This window comes from Micromonospora sp. NPDC048868 (genome assembly GCF_043198195.1).
Taxonomy (GTDB): Bacteria; Actinomycetota; Actinomycetes; order Mycobacteriales; family Micromonosporaceae; genus Micromonospora; species Micromonospora reichwaldensis.
Map to the genome: position 1 here is coordinate 229,077 of NZ_JBICUN010000005.1, position 20,400 is coordinate 249,476.

The window sequence follows — 20,400 nt, forward strand, 5'->3', positions numbered from 1 at the left end:
GGACAGCGCCGGATCCGGTCGGGCGGCGGCCCCGGCCGCCCTAGGGTTGTCAGCATGCGATTCGACCAGCACACCGTGGTGCTCCTGAGCCGGCCGACGGACGCGCCGCAGCTACCGCTGGACGCGGCCGACCGGTTGCAGGACGCCCACCTGGCCCACCACGCGGGGCTGGTGGAACAGGGGCTCGTCCTGGCCGCGGGGCCCTTCGTCGACGCCGACGACGAGCGGCTGCGCGGGTTCGTCGTGCTCTCCATCTCCCCGCAGGAGGCCCGAGAGCTTTACCACAACGACCCGGCCGTGCGGGCCGGGCGACTGGGCGTGCAGGTGATGAGCTGGATGGTGCCGGAGGGCATCGTGCGGTTCGAGAGCGTGCCGCTGCCCCGGTCGATCCTGGCGGCCGCCGCCGGCGACTGACGGCCCGGGAGGTCAGTCGGCCGGTCGCGGCGCGGGAAGCGGGCCGGCGGGCCCGTCGAGCTGCTGGTCGGCCCAGACGTACGTCTCCGGCAGCAGTTCGGCGACGTGCACCACGCGCAGCGCGTCCATCGGCCCGACGATGACCCGGACGGTGGGGAAGTAGTCGCGCAGCACCTGCCGGCAGCGCCCGCAGGGCGGGATGACCCCGCGCCCCCGGTCGCCCACGGCGACGATCGTCTCCAGCTCGGTGACGCCCTGGGTGGCGGCGGCGCCGACCGCGACCACCTCCGCGCAGGGGCCACCGGTGAAGTGGTAGACGTTGACCCCGGTGAAGACCCGGCCGTCGGTGGTCCGCGCGGCGGCGGCGACCGTGTGGTTGTCGCTGCGGCAGCGCAGCTTGGCGACCGCCGTGGCGGCCTGCACCAGGGCCCGGTCGGTGTCCCGCATCGTCATCCCATCCCCCGTGGCCAAGGTCGGTCGGCGCCCCACTCTAGTCCGAGGCGGCACCGCCGCGCTCGCCCTGACGGCGCCGCCGACGGGCGTGCGCGCGGGCGGCCCGGGGCGGGGCGGCGGTAACCCGGGGGCGGTCCGGCCGTCGGCTGCCTATCCTTGGCGACGACATGCAGAATCCAGCCGCACCCGCCGCGACCGACCCCGTCCGCGAGCTGCACCGCCGCCTCCGTCCCCTGATGTTCCGCGACCAGCGCCGCCTGCAACGGCGCCTGGACGGGGTGCGCCGGCTGCGCGACCCGCAGCGCCGGGAGTCGGCGCTCGACGAGATCGCCGCCGACGTGGCGCGGGCCGAGGCGGTGCTGGCGGGCCGGCGGGCCGCCGTGCCGGTGGTCACCTACCCGGCCCAGCTGCCGGTCAGCGAGCGCAAGGACGACATCGCCGCCGCGATCCGCGACCACCAGGTGGTGATCGTGGCCGGCGAGACCGGCTCCGGCAAGACCACCCAGCTGCCGAAGATCTGCCTGGAGCTGGGGCGCGGGATCACCGGGCTGATCGGGCACACCCAGCCGCGCCGGCTGGCCGCGCGTACGGTGGCGGACCGGATCGCCGAGGAGCTCGGCACCGAGCTGGGCGACGTGGTCGGCTACAAGGTGCGCTTCAGCGACCAGGTGAGCGACCGCAGCCTGGTCAAGCTGATGACCGACGGCATCCTGCTCGCCGAGTTGCAGACCGACCGGATGCTGCGCCAGTACGACACGCTGATCATCGACGAGGCGCACGAGCGCAGTCTCAACATCGACTTCATCCTCGGCTACCTCCGGCAGCTCCTCCCCCGCCGCCCCGACCTCAAGGTGATCATCACCTCGGCGACCATCGAGACCGAGCGGTTCGCCCGGCACTTCGCCGGGCCGCCCACCGCCGACGAGCCCGAGGGCGTACCGGCGCCGGTGGTCGAGGTCTCCGGGCGCACGTACCCGGTCGAGGTGCGTTACCGGCCGCTGGTCGAGGTGGCCGAGGGCGAGGACGACGGGGAGGACGAGGAGAACGTCCGCGACCAGGTCCAGGCCATCGGCGACGCCGTCGAGGAACTGGCCGCCGAGGGCCCCGGCGACGTCCTGGTCTTCCTCAGCGGCGAGCGGGAGATCCGCGACACCGCGGACGCGCTGGGCAGGCTGGTGGAGAAGAAGCCGGCGCTGCGCGGCACGGAGATCCTGCCGCTGTACGCCCGGCTCTCCACCGCCGAGCAGCACCGGGTCTTCGCCCCGCACGCCGGGCGCCGGGTGGTGCTCGCCACCAACGTCGCGGAGACCTCGCTCACCGTGCCCGGCATCAAGTACGTGGTGGACCCGGGCACGGCCCGCATCTCCCGCTACAGCAGCCGGCTCAAGGTGCAGCGGCTGCCGATCGAGCCGGTCTCGCAGGCGTCGGCCAACCAGCGCAAGGGGCGCTGCGGGCGCACCTCGGACGGCATCTGCATCCGCCTCTACGACGAGCAGGACTTCCTGTCCCGCCCGGAGTTCACCGACCCGGAGATCCTGCGCACCAACCTCGCCTCGGTCATCCTCCAGATGACCTCCATCGGGCTCGGCGACATCGCCGCGTTCCCGTTCATCGACCCGCCGGACCGGCGCAACGTCGCCGACGGCGTCAACCTGCTGCACGAGCTCGGCGCGCTGGACCCGGCCGAGGCCGACCCGGCGAAGCGGCTCACCCCGCTGGGCCGGCGGCTGGCGCAGCTCCCCGTCGACCCGCGGCTGGCCCGGATGGTCGTCGAGGGCGAGCGCAACGGCTGCGCCACCGAGGTGATGGTGATCGCCGCCGCGCTGTCCATCCAGGACCCGCGCGAGCGGCCCGCCGACAAGCAGGCCCAGGCCGACCAGGCGCACGCCCGGTTCACCGACCGCGAGTCGGACTTCGTGTCGCTGCTCAACCTGTGGCGACACCTGCGCGAGCAGCAGCGCGAACTCTCCTCCAGCGCGTTCCGGCGGATGTGCAAGGCCGAATACCTCAACTACCTGCGCGTACGCGAGTGGCAGGACATCGTCAGCCAGTTGCGCCAGGTGCTGCGTACGCCCGAAGAGGGGCGACCGACGCGCGACGGCGGCGGGCGCCGGGGTGGCGCGGACCTGCCGGAGGAGATCGACACCCCGAAGGTGCACCAGTCCCTGCTGGCCGGCCTGCTGTCGCACGTCGGGCTCAAGGACGCGCAGAAGCACGAGTACCTGGGCGCCCGGGGCGCCAAGTTCGCGCTCTTCCCCGGCTCGGCGCTGTTCAAGAAGCCGCCGCGCTGGGTGATGGCGGCCGAGCTGGTGGAGACCTCCCGCCTCTGGGGTCGGGTCGCCGGCCGGGTCGAACCCGAGTGGGTCGAACCGCTGGCCCAGCACCTGGTCAAGCGCAGCTACAGCGAGCCGCACTGGGAGAAGAAGCAGGCGGCCGTGATGGCCTACGAGAAGGTGACCCTCTACGGCGTCCCGCTTGTCACCTCGCGCAAGGTCAACTTCGGCCGGATCGACCCGGCGCTGTCCCGGGAGCTGTTCATCCGGCACGCCCTCGTCGAGGGCGACTGGCAGACCCACCACCACTTCTGGGCCGACAACCAGCGGCTGCTGGCGGAGATCGAGGAGCTGGAGCACCGCGCCCGGCGCCGCGACATCCTCGTCGACGACCAGACCGTCTTCGACTTCTACGACGCGCGCGTCCCTGCCGACGTGGTCTCCGGGCGGCACTTCGACGCCTGGTGGAAGAAGACCCGCCGGGAGCAGCCCGACCTGCTCACCTTCACCCGGGAGCTGCTGGTCAACGCCGGCCGCACCGGCGTGGACGAGGCCGACTACCCCGACGAGTGGTCCGCCGACGGGGTGACCCTGCCGCTGACCTACCGGTTCGAGCCGGGCACCCCGACCGACGGCGTGACCGTCGACATCCCGCTGCCCCTGCTCAACCAGGTGCCGGCGGAGAGCTTCGACTGGCAGGTCCCCGGGCTACGCGAGGAACTCGTTGTCGCGCTGATCCGCTCGCTGCCCAAGGCGGTGCGCCGCAACTTCGTCCCGGTGCCGGACTACGCCCGCGCGGCGCTCGCCGCGATGCCCGCCGGCGAGGAGCCACTGCTGGACGCGCTGACCCGGCAGCTGCGCCGGATGACCGGCGTCACCGTGCCCCGCGACGCGTGGGAGCCGGAGAAGCTGCCGCCGCACCTGCGCGTCCGCTTCCGGGTGCTCGACGAGGAGAACAAGCCGGTCGCCGAGGGCAAGGACCTGCCGGCCCTGCAACGCCAGCTCAAGGCGGAGGTACGCCAGGTCGTGGCCGCCGCCGCACCCGACGTGGCCCGTACCGGGCTGCGCGAATGGAGCATCGGCGATCTTCCTCGCACCATCGAGCAGGTCCGCTCCGGCTACGCGGTGACCGCGTACCCGGCCCTGGTCGACGAGGGCGACACCGTCGGGGTGAAGGTCTTCGACTCGCCCGCCGAGCAGGAGGCCGCGCACTGGGCGGGCACCCGGCGGCTGCTCCGGCTGACCGTGCCGTCGCCGGCGAAGTTCCTCCAGGGGCGGCTGTCCAACGAGGCGAAGCTGGCGCTGAGCCGCAACCCGCACGGCGGCGTGCAGGAGCTGATCTCCGACGCGGCCGGGGCGGCCATCGACAAGCTGATCGGCGACGCGGGCGGCCCGGCCTGGGACGCCGAGGGCTTCGCCGCCCTGCGGGACAAGGTCCGGGCCGACCTGGTGGACACCGTGGTCGAGATCATGGACCGGGTACGCCGGGTGCTCGCCGCCGCGTACGCCGTGGAGCAGCGCCTCGGCGCCACGCGGAACCTGGCGGTGGTGGCCGCGCTGGCCGACATCCGGGCCCAGCTGAACGGCCTGGTGCACAAGGGCTTCGTCACCGAGACCGGGTACGCGCGCCTGCCCGACCTGCTGCGCTACCTCACCGCGATCGAGCGGCGGCTGGACCGGCTGCCGGGCAACCCGCAGCGCGACAAGCAGCAGCAGGACCGGGTCGCGGTGGTGCAGAAGGAGTACCAGGAGATGCTCGCCGCGCTGCCCCCGGGGCGCCGGCAGTCGACGGCCGTCCGGCAGATCCGCTGGATGGTCGAGGAGCTGCGGGTGAACGTCTTCGCCCAGGCGCTGGGCACCCCGTACCCGGTGTCGGAGCAGCGGATCTACCGGGCGATGGACGAGGCCGAGGGCAGGTAGGACGACCCGCGCAGCACCCGCAACAGCACCGGCGGGGAGAGCAGCCGCGTCGGCGGGTCGACGAGGTTCACCACCCGCAGGAACGCCGCGCCCAGCGCCGGGTCCCGGGTCGCCGCCTCGTGCAGCCGGCCCACGTACGCGTTGACCAGGCGTACCCGCGGCGAGCGGCGGCCGGGCACCTCGGGGAAGCGCAGGTCGGTGCCGACCGCGATGGACCACGGCCCCTCGATCAGCCGGGCCGCGCCCCGGAAGAACCGCCGGGCGAGCCGGTCGGACGGCCGCCGCAGCAGTCGGCGCAGCAGCAGGGCCTCCAGCGCGGCCACCGTCATGCCCTGCCCGTAGACCGGGTTGAAGCTGCACACGGCGTCGGCCACCACCAGGTAGCCGGCCGGGAAGCGGCGCAGCCGCTCGTAGCGCCGCCGCACGCTGGCCGGAAACTTCATCGTCGCCGGTGGGCTCTCCGGCCGCGCCGTACGCAGCAGGTCGGCGATCTGCGGGGCGGCGAGGGTCTCGGCGAAGGCGGTCATCCCCTCGTCGTCGGCCGGCGGCTCCTCGCCGAGCATGCCGCTGAGCGCCACCGCGAACCGGCCCTGCTCCTGCACGGCGACGATGCCGCCCCGGGGCTGGCCGGGCACGGCGTTGGTGAGCGCGCCGAGCAGCCCTTCCAGGTGGTGCGCCTCCCGCCGGTAGGTGCGGGTGAGGTAGGTGACGCCGACCTTGACCCGCTCCTCCGGCGCCGGCCGGTAACCCAGCTCGGCCAGCCACACCGGGCTGCGGGTGCCCCGGCCGCCGGCGTCGACGACGAGGTCGGCGGCGACGGTGGTCGGATCCCCGTCGCGGGGGCGCAGCCGTACGCCGGTGACCCGTCCCCGGTCGAGGGTGGTGGTCAGCCCCTCCACCTCGCAGCCCGCCACGATCCGCACCCCGGGCAGGGCGGCGACCCGCTCCCGGACGACCTGCTCCAGCAGCGGCCGGCTGACCCCGAGCGCGAACAGCGGGGACGGCGCGCGCCGCATCCGGTGGCCGTTGTTGTACCAGTGGACCTGCTCGTGCAGGTCGACCGTGGGCACGCCCCGCGCGCTCAGCTCCGCCGAGATCCCGGGCAGCAGCTCCTCGAACGCCTGCCGGCCCCGGGTCAGCAGGACGTGCAACTGCCGCCCCTGCGGTACGCCCCGGCGGCTCTCCGCCTGCTCGGGCAGCAGGTCACGGTCCACGAGGGTGACCCGCTCGTACGCCTCGGTGAGTGCGCAGGCGGTCAGCAGCCCGCCCATGCTCGCGCCGATCACCACGGCGCTGCCCGTTGCCATGCGGGCAGCGTAGGCGGGCCGGCGGGGCCCGGTCGTCTTCCGTCGTGCGCACCTGGCGGCGTCGGACGTCGGCGGCGTCAGAGGGGCTCGACGCCCGGCGGCAGGTCCCCGCCGGTGGTGGCGTCGCGGACGTAGTCCAGCAGTATCCGACGCAGCTCCCGGCCGGCGTGGGTGGGCACCACGTCGCGGCGCCGGGCGACCGCGATGGTCCGCCGGACGCCGGGTGGGGCCAGCCGGGTGACGCGCACGCCGGGACGCCGGGCCACCACGATGCCGGGGACCAGCGCGACGCCCAGCCCGGCCTCGACGAAGCTCAGCACCGCGTCCATCTCGCCGCCGTCCACGGCGATGGTCGGCTCGAAGCCGGCCTCCCGGCAGGCCTGGAGGGTGGCGTCGCGCAGGTCGTAGCCCTCCCGGAACATCACCATCGGCTGGTCGCGCAGGTCGGCGACGCGCAGCTGACCGGTCTCCGGGGTCACCGACAGCTCCTCGACGGAGGCGACCACCAGGCTCTCCCGCAGGATGGGGTCGGCGCGCAGCCCGGGGTCGGTGCCCTGGGCCGGCATGATGATCAGTGCCAGGTCGAGGTCGCCGCGGAGCAGGCCGCGGACCAGGTCCTGCGAGCCGCTCTCCTCCACCCGCAGGTCGATGGTGGGGTGGGCGTCGCGGAACCGGCGCAGCACGGGCGGGGCGAGCGAGGTGGCGAGGCTGGGGGTGGCGCCGAGCCGGACCCGGCCACGGCGCAGGCCGACCAGTTCCTGCACCTCGCGGGTCGCGGTGTCGACGTCGGCGAGGATCCGCTTGGCCAGCGGCAGCAGCACCTCACCGGCCGCGGTGAGCGTGATGTTGCCCCTTACCCGCTCGAACAGCGGGGCGCCGAGGCCGTCCTCAAGGGCGTGAACTTGCTTACTCAACGAAGGCTGGGTGATGCCCACGATGTCGGCGGCTTGGGTGAAATGTCGTACTTCTGCCACCGCAACGAAGTACTTCAGCTGATGGAGCTGCATCTACATAGCCTATAGCTATCAAGACTGCGAGGTCGATGCATTGGACGACTGAATCAAGTGCTCCTAGCGTCGATCGCGTGGTAGTCACGAGAACTCGGTCGCCCATCCGCTCCAGCGTCGGCCTGAAGGCCGTCATGGCGGTGACGGGCATCATCCTGGTGCTGTTCCTCATCGCGCACATGCTCGGCAACCTGAAGATCTTCACGGGGGCGACCTCGTTCGACCACTACGCGCACTGGCTGCGCGAGATCGGCGCCCCGATCCTGCCCGGCGTGTGGTTCCTGTGGATCCTGCGGATCGGCCTGCTGGCGTCGGTGCTCGGCCACATCTGGGCCGCGACCGCCCTCGCCGTGCGCGCCCGCGCCGCCCGCCCGGTGCAGTACGCGCACCGCAAGAAGGTCCAGGGCAGCTACGCGGCCCGCACCATGCGCTGGGGCGGCGTGATCATCCTGCTCTTCGTGATCTACCACATCCTGGACCTCACCACCGGCACGCTGAACCCGGTCGGCGACCCGAGCCGGCCGTACGCCAACGTGGTGGCCGACTTCGCCCCGGAGCGCTGGTACGTCACGCTCTTCTACACCCTGGCGGTCGTCACCCTCGGCTTCCACCTGCGGCACGGCCTGTTCAGCGCGCTGCGCAGCCTCGGCCAGCAGAGCCCGCGCGGCGAGCGGCGGGCCCGGGCCGTGGCGCTGGGCTTCGCCGTCGTGCTCTGCGCCGGTTACCTGGCGGTCCCGTTCGCCGTACTCACCGGATTGGTGTCCTGACATGGATCTCTACACCGAGGGCGACCCGATCGCCGACACCAAGGCTCCCGACGGCCCCATCGAGACCCGCTGGGAACGCCGCCGCTTCGAGGCCAAGCTGGTCAACCCGGCCAACCGCCGCAAGATGACCGTGATCGTGGTCGGCACCGGCCTGGCCGGCGGCTCGGCCGCCGCCACGCTGGGCGAGCAGGGCTACCGGGTCAAGACCTACTGCTACCAGGACAGCCCGCGCCGGGCGCACTCCATCGCCGCGCAGGGCGGCATCAACGCCGCCAAGAACTACCGCAACGACGGCGACTCGGTGCACCGGCTCTTCTACGACACCGTCAAGGGCGGCGACTTCCGCTCCCGGGAGTCCAACGTGCACCGGCTGGCCGAGGTCTCGGTCAACATCATCGACCAGTGCGTCGCCCAGGGCGTCCCGTTCGCCCGCGAGTACGGCGGCCTGCTGGACACCCGCTCCTTCGGCGGCGCGCAGGTGCAGCGCACCTTCTACGCCCGGGGCCAGACGGGCCAGCAGCTGCTGCTCGGCGCGTACCAGGCGCTGGAGCGGCAGATCGGCCTCGGCAACGTGGAGATGAACACCCGGCACGAGATGCTGGAGCTGATCGTCGTCGACGGCAAGGCCCGCGGCATCGTGGTCCGGGACATGGTCACCGGCGAGATCACCACCGAGTTCGCGGACGCCGTCGTGCTCGCCTCCGGCGGCTACGGCAACGTCTTCTACCTCTCCACAAACGCCAAGGGCTGCAACGTCACCGCCACCTGGCGGGCCCACCGCAAGGGCGCGTACTTCGCCAACCCCTGCTACACGCAGATCCACCCGACCTGCATCCCGGTCTCCGGCGACCACCAGTCGAAGCTGACCCTGATGAGCGAGTCGCTGCGCAACGACGGCCGGGTCTGGGTGCCCAGGACCAAGGGCGACACCCGCAGCCCGCGGGAGATCCCCGAGGACGAGCGGGACTACTACCTGGAGCGGATCTACCCCTCCTTCGGCAACCTGGTCCCCCGCGACATCGCCTCCCGCGCCGCCAAGAACGTCTGCGACGAGGGGCGCGGCGTCGGCCAGACGGGGCTCGGCGTCTACCTCGACTTCTCCGACGCGATCGACCGGCTCGGCCGCAAGGCCATCGAGGCCAAGTACGGCAACCTCTTCGAGATGTACGAGCGGATCACCGGCGAGGACCCGTACGAGGTGCCGATGCGGATCTACCCCGCCGTGCACTACACGATGGGCGGCCTCTGGGTCGACTACGACCTCCAGTCGTCCATCCCGGGTCTGTTCGTGATCGGCGAGGCGAACTTCTCCGACCACGGCGCGAACCGGCTCGGCGCCTCGGCGCTCATGCAGGGCCTGGCCGACGGCTACTTCGTGCTGCCGAACACCGTCGCCAACTACCTGGCCTCCGGCCCGTTCGAGAAGGTCGACGCCACGCACCCGGCGGCCGTGCAGGCCCGCGCCGACGTCGAGGACCGGATCCAGCGGCTGCTGGCCGTCGACGGCGACCGGACCGTGGACTCGTTCCACCGCGAGCTGGGCCAGATCATGTGGGAGCACTGCGGCATGGAGCGCAGCGAGGCCGGGCTGCGCAAGGCGATCGACGAGATCCGTGCCCTGCGCGAGCAGTTCTGGCAGCGGGTCCGGGTGCCGGGCACCGGCGAGGGGCTCAACCAGTCGCTGGAGAAGGCCGGCCGGGTGGCCGACTTCTTCGAGCTGGCGGAGCTGATGTGCATCGACGCCCTGCACCGCGAGGAGTCCTGCGGCGGTCACTTCCGGGCCGAGCACCAGACGCCCGACGGTGAGGCGGAGCGCGACGACGACCGCTTCGCGTACGTGGCGGCCTGGGAGTTCACCGCCACCGGCGAGCCCTCGGTGCTGCACAAGGAAGACCTGAACTTCGAATACGTCCACCCCACGCAGCGGAGCTACAAGTGAACCTGACCCTGCGCATCTGGCGCCAGTCCGGCCCCGAGGACAAGGGTCGGATGGTGACCTACAAGGTCGACGACGTCTCCCCGGACATGTCGTTCCTGGAGATGCTCGACGTCCTCAACGAGCGGCTGATCCTCGCCGGCGAAGAGCCGGTGGCGTTCGACCACGACTGCCGCGAGGGCATCTGCGGCATGTGCGGCCTGATGATCAACGGTGACGCGCACGGGCCGCAGCGCGGCACCACCGCCTGCCAGCTGCACATGCGGCAGTTCTCCGACGGCGAGACGATCGACATCGAGCCGTGGCGGGCCCGGGCCTTCCCGGTCATCAAGGACCTGGTGGTCAACCGGGGCGCCTTCGACAAGATCATCGCGGCCGGCGGCTACATCACCGCGCCGACCGGCAGCGCCCCCGAGGCGCACTCGACCCCGGTCGCCAAGGCCAACGCGGACGCCGCCTTCGAGGCGGCGGAGTGCATCGGCTGCGGCGCCTGCGTGGCGGCCTGCCCGAACGGCTCCGCCATGCTCTTCACCGCCGCGAAGGTCACCCAGCTCTCGCTGCTGCCGCAGGGCCAGCCGGAGCGCTACACCCGGGTCATCGGCATGGTCGACGCGCACGACGAGGCCGGCTTCGGCGGCTGCACCAACGCCGGTGAGTGCACCGTGGTCTGCCCGAAGGGCATCCCGCTGAACACCATCGGCCGGCTCAACCGCGACTTCCTGATGGCCACCTCGAAGCGGGGCGACAACACCCCCGGTTCCTGAGCCCGCACACCTCACGCCGGCGAGGTCGGCACAGGGCCGTCGCGTCTTCCGAACGCGGCGGCCCTCGCCGTAGCACCTGCCGATCGCCGGCCCGCCGTCCCCGTCCCCACCGCGACGCCCGCGCCCCGATTTCGACTTCGACTTCGACTTCGACTTCGACTTCGACTTCGACGGAGTTTGGTCTGCCCCGATACGGCCCACTGTCCCGCCCGGCCGGATCTCCCTGCTCGCCCGCCCGGCCGGATCTCCCTGCTCGCCCGCCCGGCCGGATCTCCCTGCTCGCGCCCTGTCGAGCTGAATCGTTTGCGACATCAGCTGAGTCGTCTGCGACATCAGCTCGACAGGCAGCCACCGGACCACCAGACCGTCGCACGCCACACCACCGAACCACCAGACCGCCGCACGCCACACCACCGAACCACCAGACCGCCGCACCATCGGACCGCCGGGCCACCGGACGCCAGGCCACCGGACACCGGGCCACCGGACACCGGGCCACCGGACACCGGGCCGGAGCCGCTTCGGGGACGACGCCCGGCCATGCGCATCCGGCTTCGACCATCCCCGCGGCGGCTGCGGGCCGTCACCCACGCGATCCCGGCCCTCGATGCCGCCCGAACCACCCGCCCCCGGCCCGGCTGTCGCGACCCGCCCCCTGGCCCCGCCATCGCGACCCGCCCGCCATCGGCCACCTCGGCGCTCCGTGCCGGTTCAAGTCGTCGGGGGCGGGTAGCAACCTCGGGGACGGCACGAGGAGGGACGACGGGACATGAAGGCACTGACCTGGCAGGGCAAGCGGGACGTACGGGTGGAGGAGGTGCCCGATCCGCGGATCGAGGAGCCGACCGACGCCGTCGTCCGGATCACCTCGACCGCGATCTGCGGCTCCGACCTGCACCTGTACGAGGTGCTCGGGCCGTACCTGAAGCCCGGCGACGTCCTCGGCCACGAGCCGATGGGCATCGTCGAGGAGGTGGGCGCGGGGGTGACCCGGCTCAAGCCGGGCGACCGGGTGGTGGTGCCGTTCAACATCTCCTGCGGCTCCTGCTGGATGTGCGACCGGCAGCTGTACGCGCAGTGCGAGACCACCCAGGTGACCGCCGAGGGCAAGGGCGCCGCGCTGTTCGGCTACACGTCGCTCTACGGCTCGGTGCCCGGTGGGCAGGCGGAGTACCTGCGGGTGCCGCACGCCCAGTTCGGCCCGATCAAGGTGCCCGACACCGGGCCCGACGAGCGCTGGCTCTACCTGTCCGACATCCTGCCGACCGCCTGGCAGGCGGTGAAGTACGCCGACACCCCGCCCGGCGGCACCCTCGCCGTCTTCGGGCTCGGGCCGGTCGGCCAGCTCTGCGCCCGCATCGGCCGGCACCTCGGCGCGGACCGGGTCATCGGGCTGGACCTGGTGCCGGAGCGGTTGGCGATGGCCCGCCGGCACGGCATCGAGGTGCTCGACGTCAGCCAACTGGACGACGTGCCCAGCGCGCTGATCGACCTCGTCGACGGGCGCGGCCCCGACGCCGTCATCGACGCGGTGGGCATGGAGGCCCACGGCGCGCCGCTCGGCAAGCTCGCCCAGACCGCCGCCGGGCTGCTGCCGGACAAGCTCGCGCAGACCATGACCGACAAGGCGGGCGTCGACCGGCTGGTCGTGCTCAAGGCCGCGCTCAAGGCCGTCCGCCGTGGCGGCACGGTCTCCATCTCCGGCGTCTACGGCGGCGAGGTCGACCCGATGCCCCTGATGGAAATGTTCGACCGGGGCGTCCAGCTGCGAATGGGGCAGTGCCACGTGCGCCGGTGGACCGACGAGATCATCCCGCTGCTCTCCGGCGACGACGACCCGCTGGGTGTGGAGGACCTGCGTACCCACCGGGTGCCGCTGGTGGAGGCGCCGCAGGCGTACGAGATGTTCCAGAAGAAGGAGGACGGCTGCGTCAAGGTCGTGCTCGCACCGTGACCCGGACGGTGGTCGTGACCGGCGCGACCAGCGGGATCGGCCGGGCGGCGGCCCGGGCCTTCGCGGCACGCGGGGACCGCCTCGTGCTCGCCGCCCGCTCCCCCGCCGCCCTCGCCGCGGTGCGCGACGAGTGCCGGGCCGCAGGCGCGCAGGTGCTCCAGGTGCCCACCGACATCACCGCCGACGGCGCGCTGACGGCGCTCGCCGACGCGGCCCTCGACCGGTTCGGCGGCATCGACGTCTGGGTGCACACGGCGGCGGTGATAGCGTACGGCCGGTTCGAGGAGACCCCGGAGCGGGTCTTCGAGCAGGTGGTGCGCACCGACCTGCTCGCCGCCGCCGCGGTCGCCCGGGTGGCGCTGCGCCGCTTCTCGGCGGACGGCGGAGGAACGCTGATCCTCACCGGGTCGGTGCTCGGCCACATCACCGCGCCCTACATGAGCGGCTACGTGGCGAGCAAGTGGGGGTTGCAGGGGCTGACCCGCACCCTCCAGCAGGAGGCCCGGGAGACCCCGGGGGTGCACGTCTGCATCGTCAACCCGGGCAGTGTGGACACCCCGGTCTACCAGCGGGCCGCGAACTACCTCGGCCGGGCCGGCCGGCCCCCGCCGCCCGTCACCACCCCGGAGCGGGTGGCGCGGGCCATCGTGGACTGCGCCGACCGGCCCCGCCGGGAGGTGTCGGTGGGCCGGGTCAACCTGGTCATGCGGGTCGGCTTCACCATGCTGCCGGGTGTCTACGACGCCCTCGTCGGGCCGTTGATGCGACTGCTCGGGCTGACCGACCGGCCGGTCGCACCGCACGACGGCACGGTGTTCGCGCCGGACCCGGCCGCCGCGTCGGTGCGCGGCGGCTGGCTGCCCGACCTCCAGCGGGTGGCGCGGGCCGTCGGGGAACTGCCCGGCCCGGTCGTGGCGGCCGTCCGGCGCCGGCTGCCGTGAGCGCCGGGCGGGATCACCGGCGTCGATCATTTCGCCTAGGGTGGTGGGCCGGCCCACCACGACGGGAGAGACGATTGACTATCCGGGTGAACCGCAGGACCGCGCTGGGACTGGGCACGGTGGCCACGGCGGGAACGGTGCTCGGCGCCGCCGCGCCGGCGTCCGCCGCCCCCGAGGTCGCCGAACCGGCTCCGGCGACGCCCGCGCAGGCCGCCCGCCGGGTGGCCGCGATCTACGAGCGGCAGACGGTGGCAGCGGGCGGCAACTGGCAGGCGTACGTCAGCGTCGCCGACCCGGCCGGCCCCCCGGTGGTGGCCGTGTCCGACGAGCCGGACCGGCGCATCGAGGCGTACAGCGTCAACAAGATCGCGGTCGCCGTGGCGGTGCTCGACAAGGTCGACCGGGGACTGCTGACGCTCGACCAGCGGGTCGAGGTGACCGAAGCGATCGTGGTGCCCGGCGGGGACGGCATGTTCAGCCTCGACGGGGCGTACCCGAGCTTCGTGACGCTCGGGCACGTGCTGGCCAACCTGCTGACCGTCTCCGACGACACGGCGGTACGGCTGTGCGGCCTGGTCTGCCCGGCCGCCGAGCTCAACGGGATCCTGCGCGGCAAGGGCTTCCCGAACACGCAGGTGCAGCCCGTCGCCAACCCCAACCGGTTCTTCCTCGGCACCAGCACCCCCCGGGAGACCCACGACCTGCTGCGCGCGCTGGTGGCCGGCACGCTGCTCTCGCCAGCCGGCACGGCGTTCGTGCTGCGGCTGCTACGCGCCCCCGTCGCGTACACCGACGGAATCCGGCGGGTCATGTCCTCGACCGAGCGGGCCCGCGTCGCCACGAAGGCCGGCTGGTTCGCCGACGCCCGGCACGAGGCCGGGGTGATCTTCGACACGGCCGGCGCGCCCGTGCTGACGTACGCCCTCTTCGCCGACGGGCAGGCCGAGCCGGGCGACTACGGCGCGACGCACCCCGCCGTCGAGGCCCGCGCCCGGATGGGCCGGCGCTTCCTGGCCTCGGTGGACCGCCTCACCGGCACCGGCGTCACCCACCGACCGACCGCCCAGCGGCCCAGCAACGGCGGCTGAGCCGCCCCGCGACGTGCGGGGCCCGCCGTCCCGGCGGGCCCCGCCGACCTTCCGCCGGTCCGCTGGTGGCCGGGCTACCGTGTACGACGGGACACCGGCGGAGGGACGACGATGGGCGCAGCACCGCGACGCGCGGGACTCGACCGGGCACTCGGGCGGCGGCTACGCGGGGCGGCCGGGCTGGCCGCGCTCGCCGGGCTCGCGTGGGTGGCCCGGGACGTGCCGGCGGCGCTCGGCGGCCGGCTCACCGGCGCCCGCGCGGAGCGGGCCGCCCGCTCGCCCCGGTTCCACGACGGCGTTTTCCGCAACCCGGGCGGCTCCCGCTCGATGGCCGGCACCCCCGACCGCAACCTCGTCCGTGAGCTGATCTTCGGCAAGCAGAAGCGCCGGCCGGGCGTCGCCGTGCCGCTGTCGCGCCCGGGCGCCGCCCCGGCCACCGACGCCGGGCGTGAGCTGAACGTCGTCTGGTACGGCCACGCCTCCGCGCTGATCGAGATCGAGGGCCGCCGGGTGCTGCTCGACCCGGTGTGGAGCGACCGGTGCTCCCCGTCGAGCCTGGTCGGCCCGCGCCGCCTGCACCAGCCGCCGGTACGCCTCGACGAACTGCCCCCGGTCGACGCGATCCTGATCTCGCACGACCACTACGACCACCTCGACATGTCGACCGTCCAGGCGCTGACCGCCCTGCAGTCGGCGCCGTTCCTGGTGCCCCTGGGCGTGGGCGCGCACCTGGACCGCTGGGGCGTACCGGCCGGACGGATCGTCGAGCTGGACTGGGAGGAGAGCCACCGGGTGGCGGGGCTGGAGATCACCGCCACCGCCGCGCAGCACTTCTCCGGCCGGGGGCTGCGCCGCGACGGGACGCTCTGGAGCTCCTGGGTGGTCGCCGGCGCGCACCGCAAGGTCTTCTACACCGGCGACTCCGGCTACTTCGACGGCTACGCCGAGATCGGCGAGCGGCACGGGCCGTTCGACGTCACGCTGGTGCAGATCGGGGCGTACGACCGGGCCTGGCCGAGCATCCACATGTTCCCCGAGGAGGCCGTCGCCGCCCACCTCGACCTGCGCGGCGGGCTGCTCCTACCGGTGCACTGGGCGACGTTCAACCTCGCCCTGCACGACTGGTCCGAGCCGGTGGACCGGATCTGGGCCGAGGCGAAGGCCCGGGACGTACGGCTGGCCGTGCCCCGCCCCGGGGAGCGGGTGGTGGTGGACGACCCGCCGGCCGTCGACGGCTGGTGGCAGGCCGTCGCCTGAGCGGCCTCAGAGGACGAAGGCGTCGGTCCAGAGCGCCCCGGAGCGGCCCGACAGGGCGTCCAGCATGGCGACCGCCTGGCCGTCGGTGAGCTGGGCGACGAAGTCGACGATCGCCCGCCCGCGGGCCTTGCCGATCCGGTCCGGCGTACGCGGGTGCAGCTCCGCCTCGGCCAACTCCACGAGGTCGTGCAGGCGGCGCGGCAGCCGGGACTCCTCCTCGGGGTCGAGCAGCCACTCCAGCAGCGCCTCCACCAGGGTGCCCAGCAGCCGGGCCTGCCCGCGCTGGTGCAGGGCCAGGTCCGGCCGGGCCAGCACGAACCGGTGGTGGACGAACTTGAGCACCTGCACCTCGTGCCACTGCGCGGGGGCGAGCAGCACGTGACCGGAGCGGACCGCCGGCTGCTCGACCACGGTGATCGCGTCGACGAAGCGGGTCGTCCACCGGGCGGAGAACCGGGCCACGTACTGCTCCGCCTCGATGGAGCCGTCGAAGGGCATGGCGAGCAGCCCCTCCACCAACTCCTCGCGGACGTGCTCGACGGCGGCGGCGAACGCCTCGTCGTCGGCGATCCAGGCGTCCTTGCGGTGCAGTTGCCGGCGCAGCCGCTCGATCGCCGAGCCGGGCCGACGGGCGGCGGCGGCCAGGGCCGCGTCGGTGATGGCCCGGAAGTGCCCGCTCTCGCGCTGCCAGGCCATCAGCTCGGCGGCCACCGCGCCCTGCTGGAGCACCCCGACCCGGTAGAAGTCCTCCACGTCGTGGATCGCGTACGCGACGTCGTCGGCAGTGTCCATGATCGACGCCTCGGGGGTCTGCTGCCAGTCCGGGATGCGCCCCACGAACGGCTCCCGGGCCTGCCGCAGGTCGCCGAGCTCGGTCCGGTACGCCCCGAACTTCGACGAGCCGCTGTCCGGGTCGTCCGGCGGCGGGGTGGCGCCGCGCGGCGGCGGGTCCAGCAGCCGGGGGTGCGGGTCGGGATGGTCCAGCCGCGTCCACGGGTACTTCAGCAGCGCCGCCCGCACCGCCGCCGTGAGGTCAAGGCCGGTGGTCGCCGCGCCGCGGATCTCGGTGCTGGTGACGATCCGGTACGACTGGGCGTTGCCCTCGAACCCGTCGGTCAACCCGAGCCGCTGCCGGGCCAGCCGGTCCAGCACCCGCTCCCCCAGGTGCCCGAACGGTGGGTGGCCGAGGTCGTGCGCGAGCGCGGCGGCCTCCACCACGTCCGGGTCGCAGCCGCCCAACTTCTCCAGCAGGTCGCGGTGCGCCTCGTCGGCGGTGAGCCGCTCGGCGATGGCGCGCGCCACCTGCGCCACCTTGAGGCTGTGGGTCAGCCGGTTGTGCACGAGCAGGCCGGAGCCGCCGGGGCTGACCACCTGGGTCACGCCGTTGAGCCGGGCGAAGAACGGCGAGGCGACGATGCGGTCGCGGTCGGCCCGGAACGGGCTGGTGGCGAGGTCGCCGAGCGCCCGGGCGCTGCCGCCGAAGAGCCGCCGGGCGCGCGGGTCCACGGGATGTTCCATGATCGCCACGCTAGCGCAGCGGGCGGCGTCGCGGGCGGGGCGGTGTAAGGAAGGGGTGGGGCGGCACGCCGGGGCGGGGGCGGCGACGGGCGTCGGTGCGGGCCGGCACAATGCAGGGCGGAACCCACACCGAAGGCGGATCGAGATCGTGACCCTCTCTGTTCATCAGCGGATCGCCGAGGAAATCGGCGTCGCCGAGCGTCAGGTACGGGCGGCCGTGGAGCTGCTCGACGGCGGCGCCACCGTGCCGTTCATCGCCCGCTACCGCAAGGAGGCCACCGGCCTGCTCGACGACACCCAGCTGCGCACCCTGGAGGAGCGGCTGCGTTACCTGCGCGAGCTGGACGAGCGGCGCGCGGCGGTGCTGGAGTCGATCCGCGGTCAGGGCAAGCTCGACGAGGCCCTGGAAGCGCAGATCATGGCGGCCGACTCGAAGTCCCGCCTGGAGGACATTTACCTGCCGTACAAGCCCAAGCGCCGGACCCGGGCCCAGATCGCCCGCGAGGCCGGGCTGGAGCCGCTCGCCGAGTCGCTGCTGGCCGACCCGGGGCAGGATCCGCGCCAGGCCGCCGCCGGCTTCGTGGACGCGGAGAAGGGCGTGGCCGATGCCGCCGCCGCCCTGGAGGGCGCCCGCGCGATCCTCATCGAGCGCTTCGCCGAGGACGCCGACCTGATCGGCACGCTGCGCGAGCAGATGTGGTCGCGGGGCCGGCTGGCCTCCCGGGTACGCGACGGGCAGGAGTCGGCCGGTGCGAAGTTCGCCGACTACTTCGACTTCGCCGAGCCGTACCCGAAGCTGCCCTCGCACCGGATCCTGGCCATGTTCCGGGGCGAGAAGGAGGGCGTGCTCGACCTGACCATGGAGCCCGAGGAGGCCGGCGAGGCCGACGCGGTGGTCACCGGGCCGAGCCGCTACGAGGCGGCGATCGCCGGGCGCTTCGGCATCACCGACAAGGGCCGGCCGGCGGACCGGTGGCTGGCCGACACGGTGCGCTGGGCCTGGCGTACGCGGATCCTCATCCACCTCGGGGCGGACCTGCGGATGCGCCTGTGGCAGGCGGCGGAGGAGGAGGCCGTGCGGGTCTTCGCCACCAACCTGCGGGACCTGCTGCTCGCCGCGCCGGCCGGCACCCGGCCCACGATGGGGCTGGACCCGGGCCTGCGTACCGGCGTGAAGGTCGCCGTCGTGGACGCCACCGGCAAGGTGGTCGCCACCGACACGATCTATCCGCACGAGCCGCGCCGGCAGTGGGACGCCTCGATCGAGACCCTCGCCCGGCTGGCCGGGGCGCACGGCGTCGAGCTGGTCGCCATCGGCAACGGCACCGCCAGCCGGGAGACCGACAAGCTCGCCGGCGAGCTGATCAAGCGGTACCCGCAGCTCAACCTCACCAAGGTGGTGGTCTCCGAGGCCGGCGCGTCGGTCTACTCCGCCTCCGCGTACGCCTCCCAGGAGCTGCCCGGGCTGGACGTCTCGCTGCGCGGCGCGGTCTCCATCGCGCGCCGCCTGCAGGACCCGCTCGCCGAGCTGGTGAAGATCGACCCGCGCTCGATCGGGGTCGGCCAGTACCAGCACGACCTGTCGGAGGTGAAGCTCTCCCGGTCGCTGGACGCGGTGGTCGAGGACTGCGTCAACGCGGTCGGCGTCGACGTCAACACCGCCTCCGCGCCGCTGCTGACCCGGGTCTCGGGCATCGGCGCCGGGCTGGCGGAGAACATCGTGCTGCACCGCGACGCGAATGGTCCGTTCCGCACCCGGTCGGAGCTGAAGAAGGTCGCCCGGCTCGGGCCGAAGGCCTTCGAGCAGTGTGCCGGCTTCCTGCGCATCCCCGGCGGCGACGACCCGCTGGACTCCTCCAGCGTGCACCCCGAGGCGTACCCGGTGGTCCGCCGGATCCTGTCCACCACGGGGCAGGACCTGCGGTCGCTGATCGGCAGGAGCGCCATCCTGCGGGGGCTGCGGGCCACCGACTTCGTCGACGACACCTTCGGTCTGCCCACCGTCACCGACATCCTCGCCGAGCTGGAGAAGCCGGGCCGCGACCCGCGGCCGGAGTTCCGCACCGCCACCTTCGTCGAGGGGGTGGAGAAGATCAGCGACCTGGTGCCCGGCATGGTGCTGGAGGGCGTGGTCACCAACGTGGCCGCGTTCGGCGCGTTCGTGGACGTCGGCGTGCACCAGGACGGGCTGGTGCACGTCTCGGCGATGTCCCGGACGTTCGTGAAGGACCCGCGCGAGGTGGTCAAGTCGGGCGACGTCGTACGGGTCAAGGTGCTCGACGTCGACGTGCCCCGCAAGCGGATCTCGCTGACCCTCCGGCTGGAGAACGACGCGGAGGCGGGCGCCGGGCGCGGCGGCCCGGACAGCGGGCGTCGCGACCGTGGCGGGCAGGGCGGGCCACGCGGCGACCGGGGCGCCTCGCGGGGCGAACGTGGCGGGCAGGGCGGCCAGCCCGGCCAGGGCGGTGGACGCGGTGACCGGGGCGCGCAAGGGGCCCAGGGCGGCGGGCGCGGCGGTCAGCCCGGGCAGGGCGGCGGGCGCGGCGGGGCGCAACGGCAGGGCCGTGGCGGAGCGGGACCCGCGCCGGCCAACGACGCCATGGCGGACGCGCTGCGCCGGGCCGGACTAGCCTGACACGACCCGGACCGGACTGGCCTGACACGGCCCACGCCCGGAGCGACGCGGCACGCAGGGTCTGGAATCCGGCCAGGGTCCAGGCCACCTGGCCTGACTCCGGGGCGGCGCGGGACGCACGCACGACGCTGTCGAGCTGATGTCGTAGACGATTCGACGACGGTTC

General features: G+C 73.5%; 14 protein-coding genes. 10 read left to right on the plus strand and 4 right to left on the minus strand.

The genetic code is table 11. The features are described from left to right. Positions 1–54: 54 nt before the first annotated feature. Positions 55–414 carry a YciI family protein gene (locus ACGFNF_RS10550; RefSeq protein ID WP_311412870.1) on the plus strand — a complete coding sequence of 120 codons (360 nt, stop codon included), beginning with the start codon at positions 55–57 and terminating at the stop codon, positions 412–414. Between the two features lie 12 nt (positions 415–426). Here ACGFNF_RS10550 and ACGFNF_RS10555 read toward each other — a convergent pair whose 3' ends face one another. Beyond that, complete coding sequence (locus tag ACGFNF_RS10555) at positions 427–867, minus strand: cytidine deaminase (RefSeq protein WP_132235868.1); 441 nt, start codon at positions 865–867, stop codon at positions 427–429. Positions 868–1,034: 167 nt separating this feature from the next. Here ACGFNF_RS10555 and hrpA point away from each other — a divergent pair, with 167 nt between their 5' ends. Next, positions 1,035–5,060: an ATP-dependent RNA helicase HrpA gene (gene hrpA, locus ACGFNF_RS10560; RefSeq protein ID WP_393167134.1), complete on the plus strand. Its 4,026-nt coding sequence runs from the start codon at positions 1,035–1,037 to the stop codon at positions 5,058–5,060. Here hrpA and ACGFNF_RS10565 read toward each other — a convergent pair. Next, positions 5,027–6,367: an FAD-dependent oxidoreductase gene (locus tag ACGFNF_RS10565; protein WP_393167136.1), complete on the minus strand. Its 1,341-nt coding sequence runs from the start codon at positions 6,365–6,367 to the stop codon at positions 5,027–5,029. The two genes, hrpA and ACGFNF_RS10565, sit on opposite strands and share 34 nt — an antisense overlap. Before the next feature lie 77 nt (positions 6,368–6,444). Continuing rightward, positions 6,445–7,374: a LysR family transcriptional regulator gene (locus ACGFNF_RS10570; RefSeq protein WP_132235862.1), complete on the minus strand. Its 930-nt coding sequence runs from the start codon at positions 7,372–7,374 to the stop codon at positions 6,445–6,447. Between the two features lie 35 nt (positions 7,375–7,409). Here ACGFNF_RS10570 and ACGFNF_RS10575 point away from each other — a divergent pair, with 35 nt between their 5' ends. From ACGFNF_RS10575 to ACGFNF_RS10605, 7 genes are all read left to right on the plus strand, one after another. Continuing rightward, positions 7,410–8,141 (plus strand): succinate dehydrogenase cytochrome b subunit, encoded by a 732-nt coding sequence (locus ACGFNF_RS10575; protein ID WP_357580610.1) that lies wholly within the window; start codon positions 7,410–7,412, stop codon positions 8,139–8,141. A 1-nt stretch (position 8,142) separates the two neighbouring features. Further along, on the plus strand, positions 8,143–10,080 hold the full coding sequence (locus ACGFNF_RS10580; protein ID WP_357580611.1) for a fumarate reductase/succinate dehydrogenase flavoprotein subunit: 1,938 nt from the start codon (positions 8,143–8,145) through the stop codon (positions 10,078–10,080). Continuing rightward, entirely contained in the window at positions 10,077–10,841 is a 765-nt protein-coding gene (locus ACGFNF_RS10585) for a succinate dehydrogenase/fumarate reductase iron-sulfur subunit (RefSeq protein WP_132235856.1), read from the plus strand. Before ACGFNF_RS10580 ends, ACGFNF_RS10585 begins: the two co-directional genes overlap by 4 nt. 769 nt (positions 10,842–11,610) lie before the next feature. Next, a complete protein-coding gene (locus ACGFNF_RS10590; RefSeq protein WP_357580612.1) occupies positions 11,611–12,795 on the plus strand; it encodes a zinc-dependent alcohol dehydrogenase in 1,185 nt (394 codons plus the stop codon). Beyond that, positions 12,792–13,736 (plus strand): SDR family NAD(P)-dependent oxidoreductase, encoded by a 945-nt coding sequence (locus ACGFNF_RS10595; protein ID WP_393167139.1) that lies wholly within the window; start codon positions 12,792–12,794, stop codon positions 13,734–13,736. Before ACGFNF_RS10590 ends, ACGFNF_RS10595 begins: the two co-directional genes overlap by 4 nt. Before the next feature lie 86 nt (positions 13,737–13,822). Then, complete coding sequence (locus ACGFNF_RS10600) at positions 13,823–14,824, plus strand: serine hydrolase (RefSeq protein ID WP_393167141.1); 1,002 nt, start codon at positions 13,823–13,825, stop codon at positions 14,822–14,824. A 111-nt stretch (positions 14,825–14,935) separates the two neighbouring features. Next, a complete protein-coding gene (locus tag ACGFNF_RS10605; RefSeq protein ID WP_393167143.1) occupies positions 14,936–16,081 on the plus strand; it encodes an MBL fold metallo-hydrolase in 1,146 nt (381 codons plus the stop codon). Between the two features lie 6 nt (positions 16,082–16,087). Here ACGFNF_RS10605 and ACGFNF_RS10610 read toward each other — a convergent pair whose 3' ends face one another. Beyond that, on the minus strand, positions 16,088–17,599 hold the full coding sequence (locus ACGFNF_RS10610; RefSeq protein WP_311412862.1) for a dGTP triphosphohydrolase: 1,512 nt from the start codon (positions 17,597–17,599) through the stop codon (positions 16,088–16,090). Positions 17,600–17,747: 148 nt separating this feature from the next. Here ACGFNF_RS10610 and ACGFNF_RS10615 point away from each other — a divergent pair, with 148 nt between their 5' ends. Continuing rightward, positions 17,748–20,234: a Tex family protein gene (locus tag ACGFNF_RS10615; protein WP_393167145.1), complete on the plus strand. Its 2,487-nt coding sequence runs from the start codon at positions 17,748–17,750 to the stop codon at positions 20,232–20,234. The last annotated feature ends 166 nt before the right edge of the window (positions 20,235–20,400 follow it).

Coding starts and splice junctions, on each gene's coding strand:
- ACGFNF_RS10590 (WP_357580612.1), top strand. CDS start 11,611: ATGAAGGCACTGACCTGGCAGGGCAAGCGGGACGTACGGGTGGAGGAG.
- ACGFNF_RS10610 (WP_311412862.1), bottom strand. CDS start 17,599: ATGGAACATCCCGTGGACCCGCGCGCCCGGCGGCTCTTCGGCGGCAGC.
- hrpA (WP_393167134.1), top strand. CDS start 1,035: ATGCAGAATCCAGCCGCACCCGCCGCGACCGACCCCGTCCGCGAGCTG.
- ACGFNF_RS10570 (WP_132235862.1), bottom strand. CDS start 7,374: ATGCAGCTCCATCAGCTGAAGTACTTCGTTGCGGTGGCAGAAGTACGA.
- ACGFNF_RS10605 (WP_393167143.1), top strand. CDS start 14,936: ATGGGCGCAGCACCGCGACGCGCGGGACTCGACCGGGCACTCGGGCGG.
- ACGFNF_RS10550 (WP_311412870.1), top strand. CDS start 55: ATGCGATTCGACCAGCACACCGTGGTGCTCCTGAGCCGGCCGACGGAC.
- ACGFNF_RS10575 (WP_357580610.1), top strand. CDS start 7,410: ATGCATTGGACGACTGAATCAAGTGCTCCTAGCGTCGATCGCGTGGTA.
- ACGFNF_RS10580 (WP_357580611.1), top strand. CDS start 8,143: ATGGATCTCTACACCGAGGGCGACCCGATCGCCGACACCAAGGCTCCC.
- ACGFNF_RS10565 (WP_393167136.1), bottom strand. CDS start 6,367: ATGGCAACGGGCAGCGCCGTGGTGATCGGCGCGAGCATGGGCGGGCTG.
- ACGFNF_RS10555 (WP_132235868.1), bottom strand. CDS start 867: ATGACGATGCGGGACACCGACCGGGCCCTGGTGCAGGCCGCCACGGCG.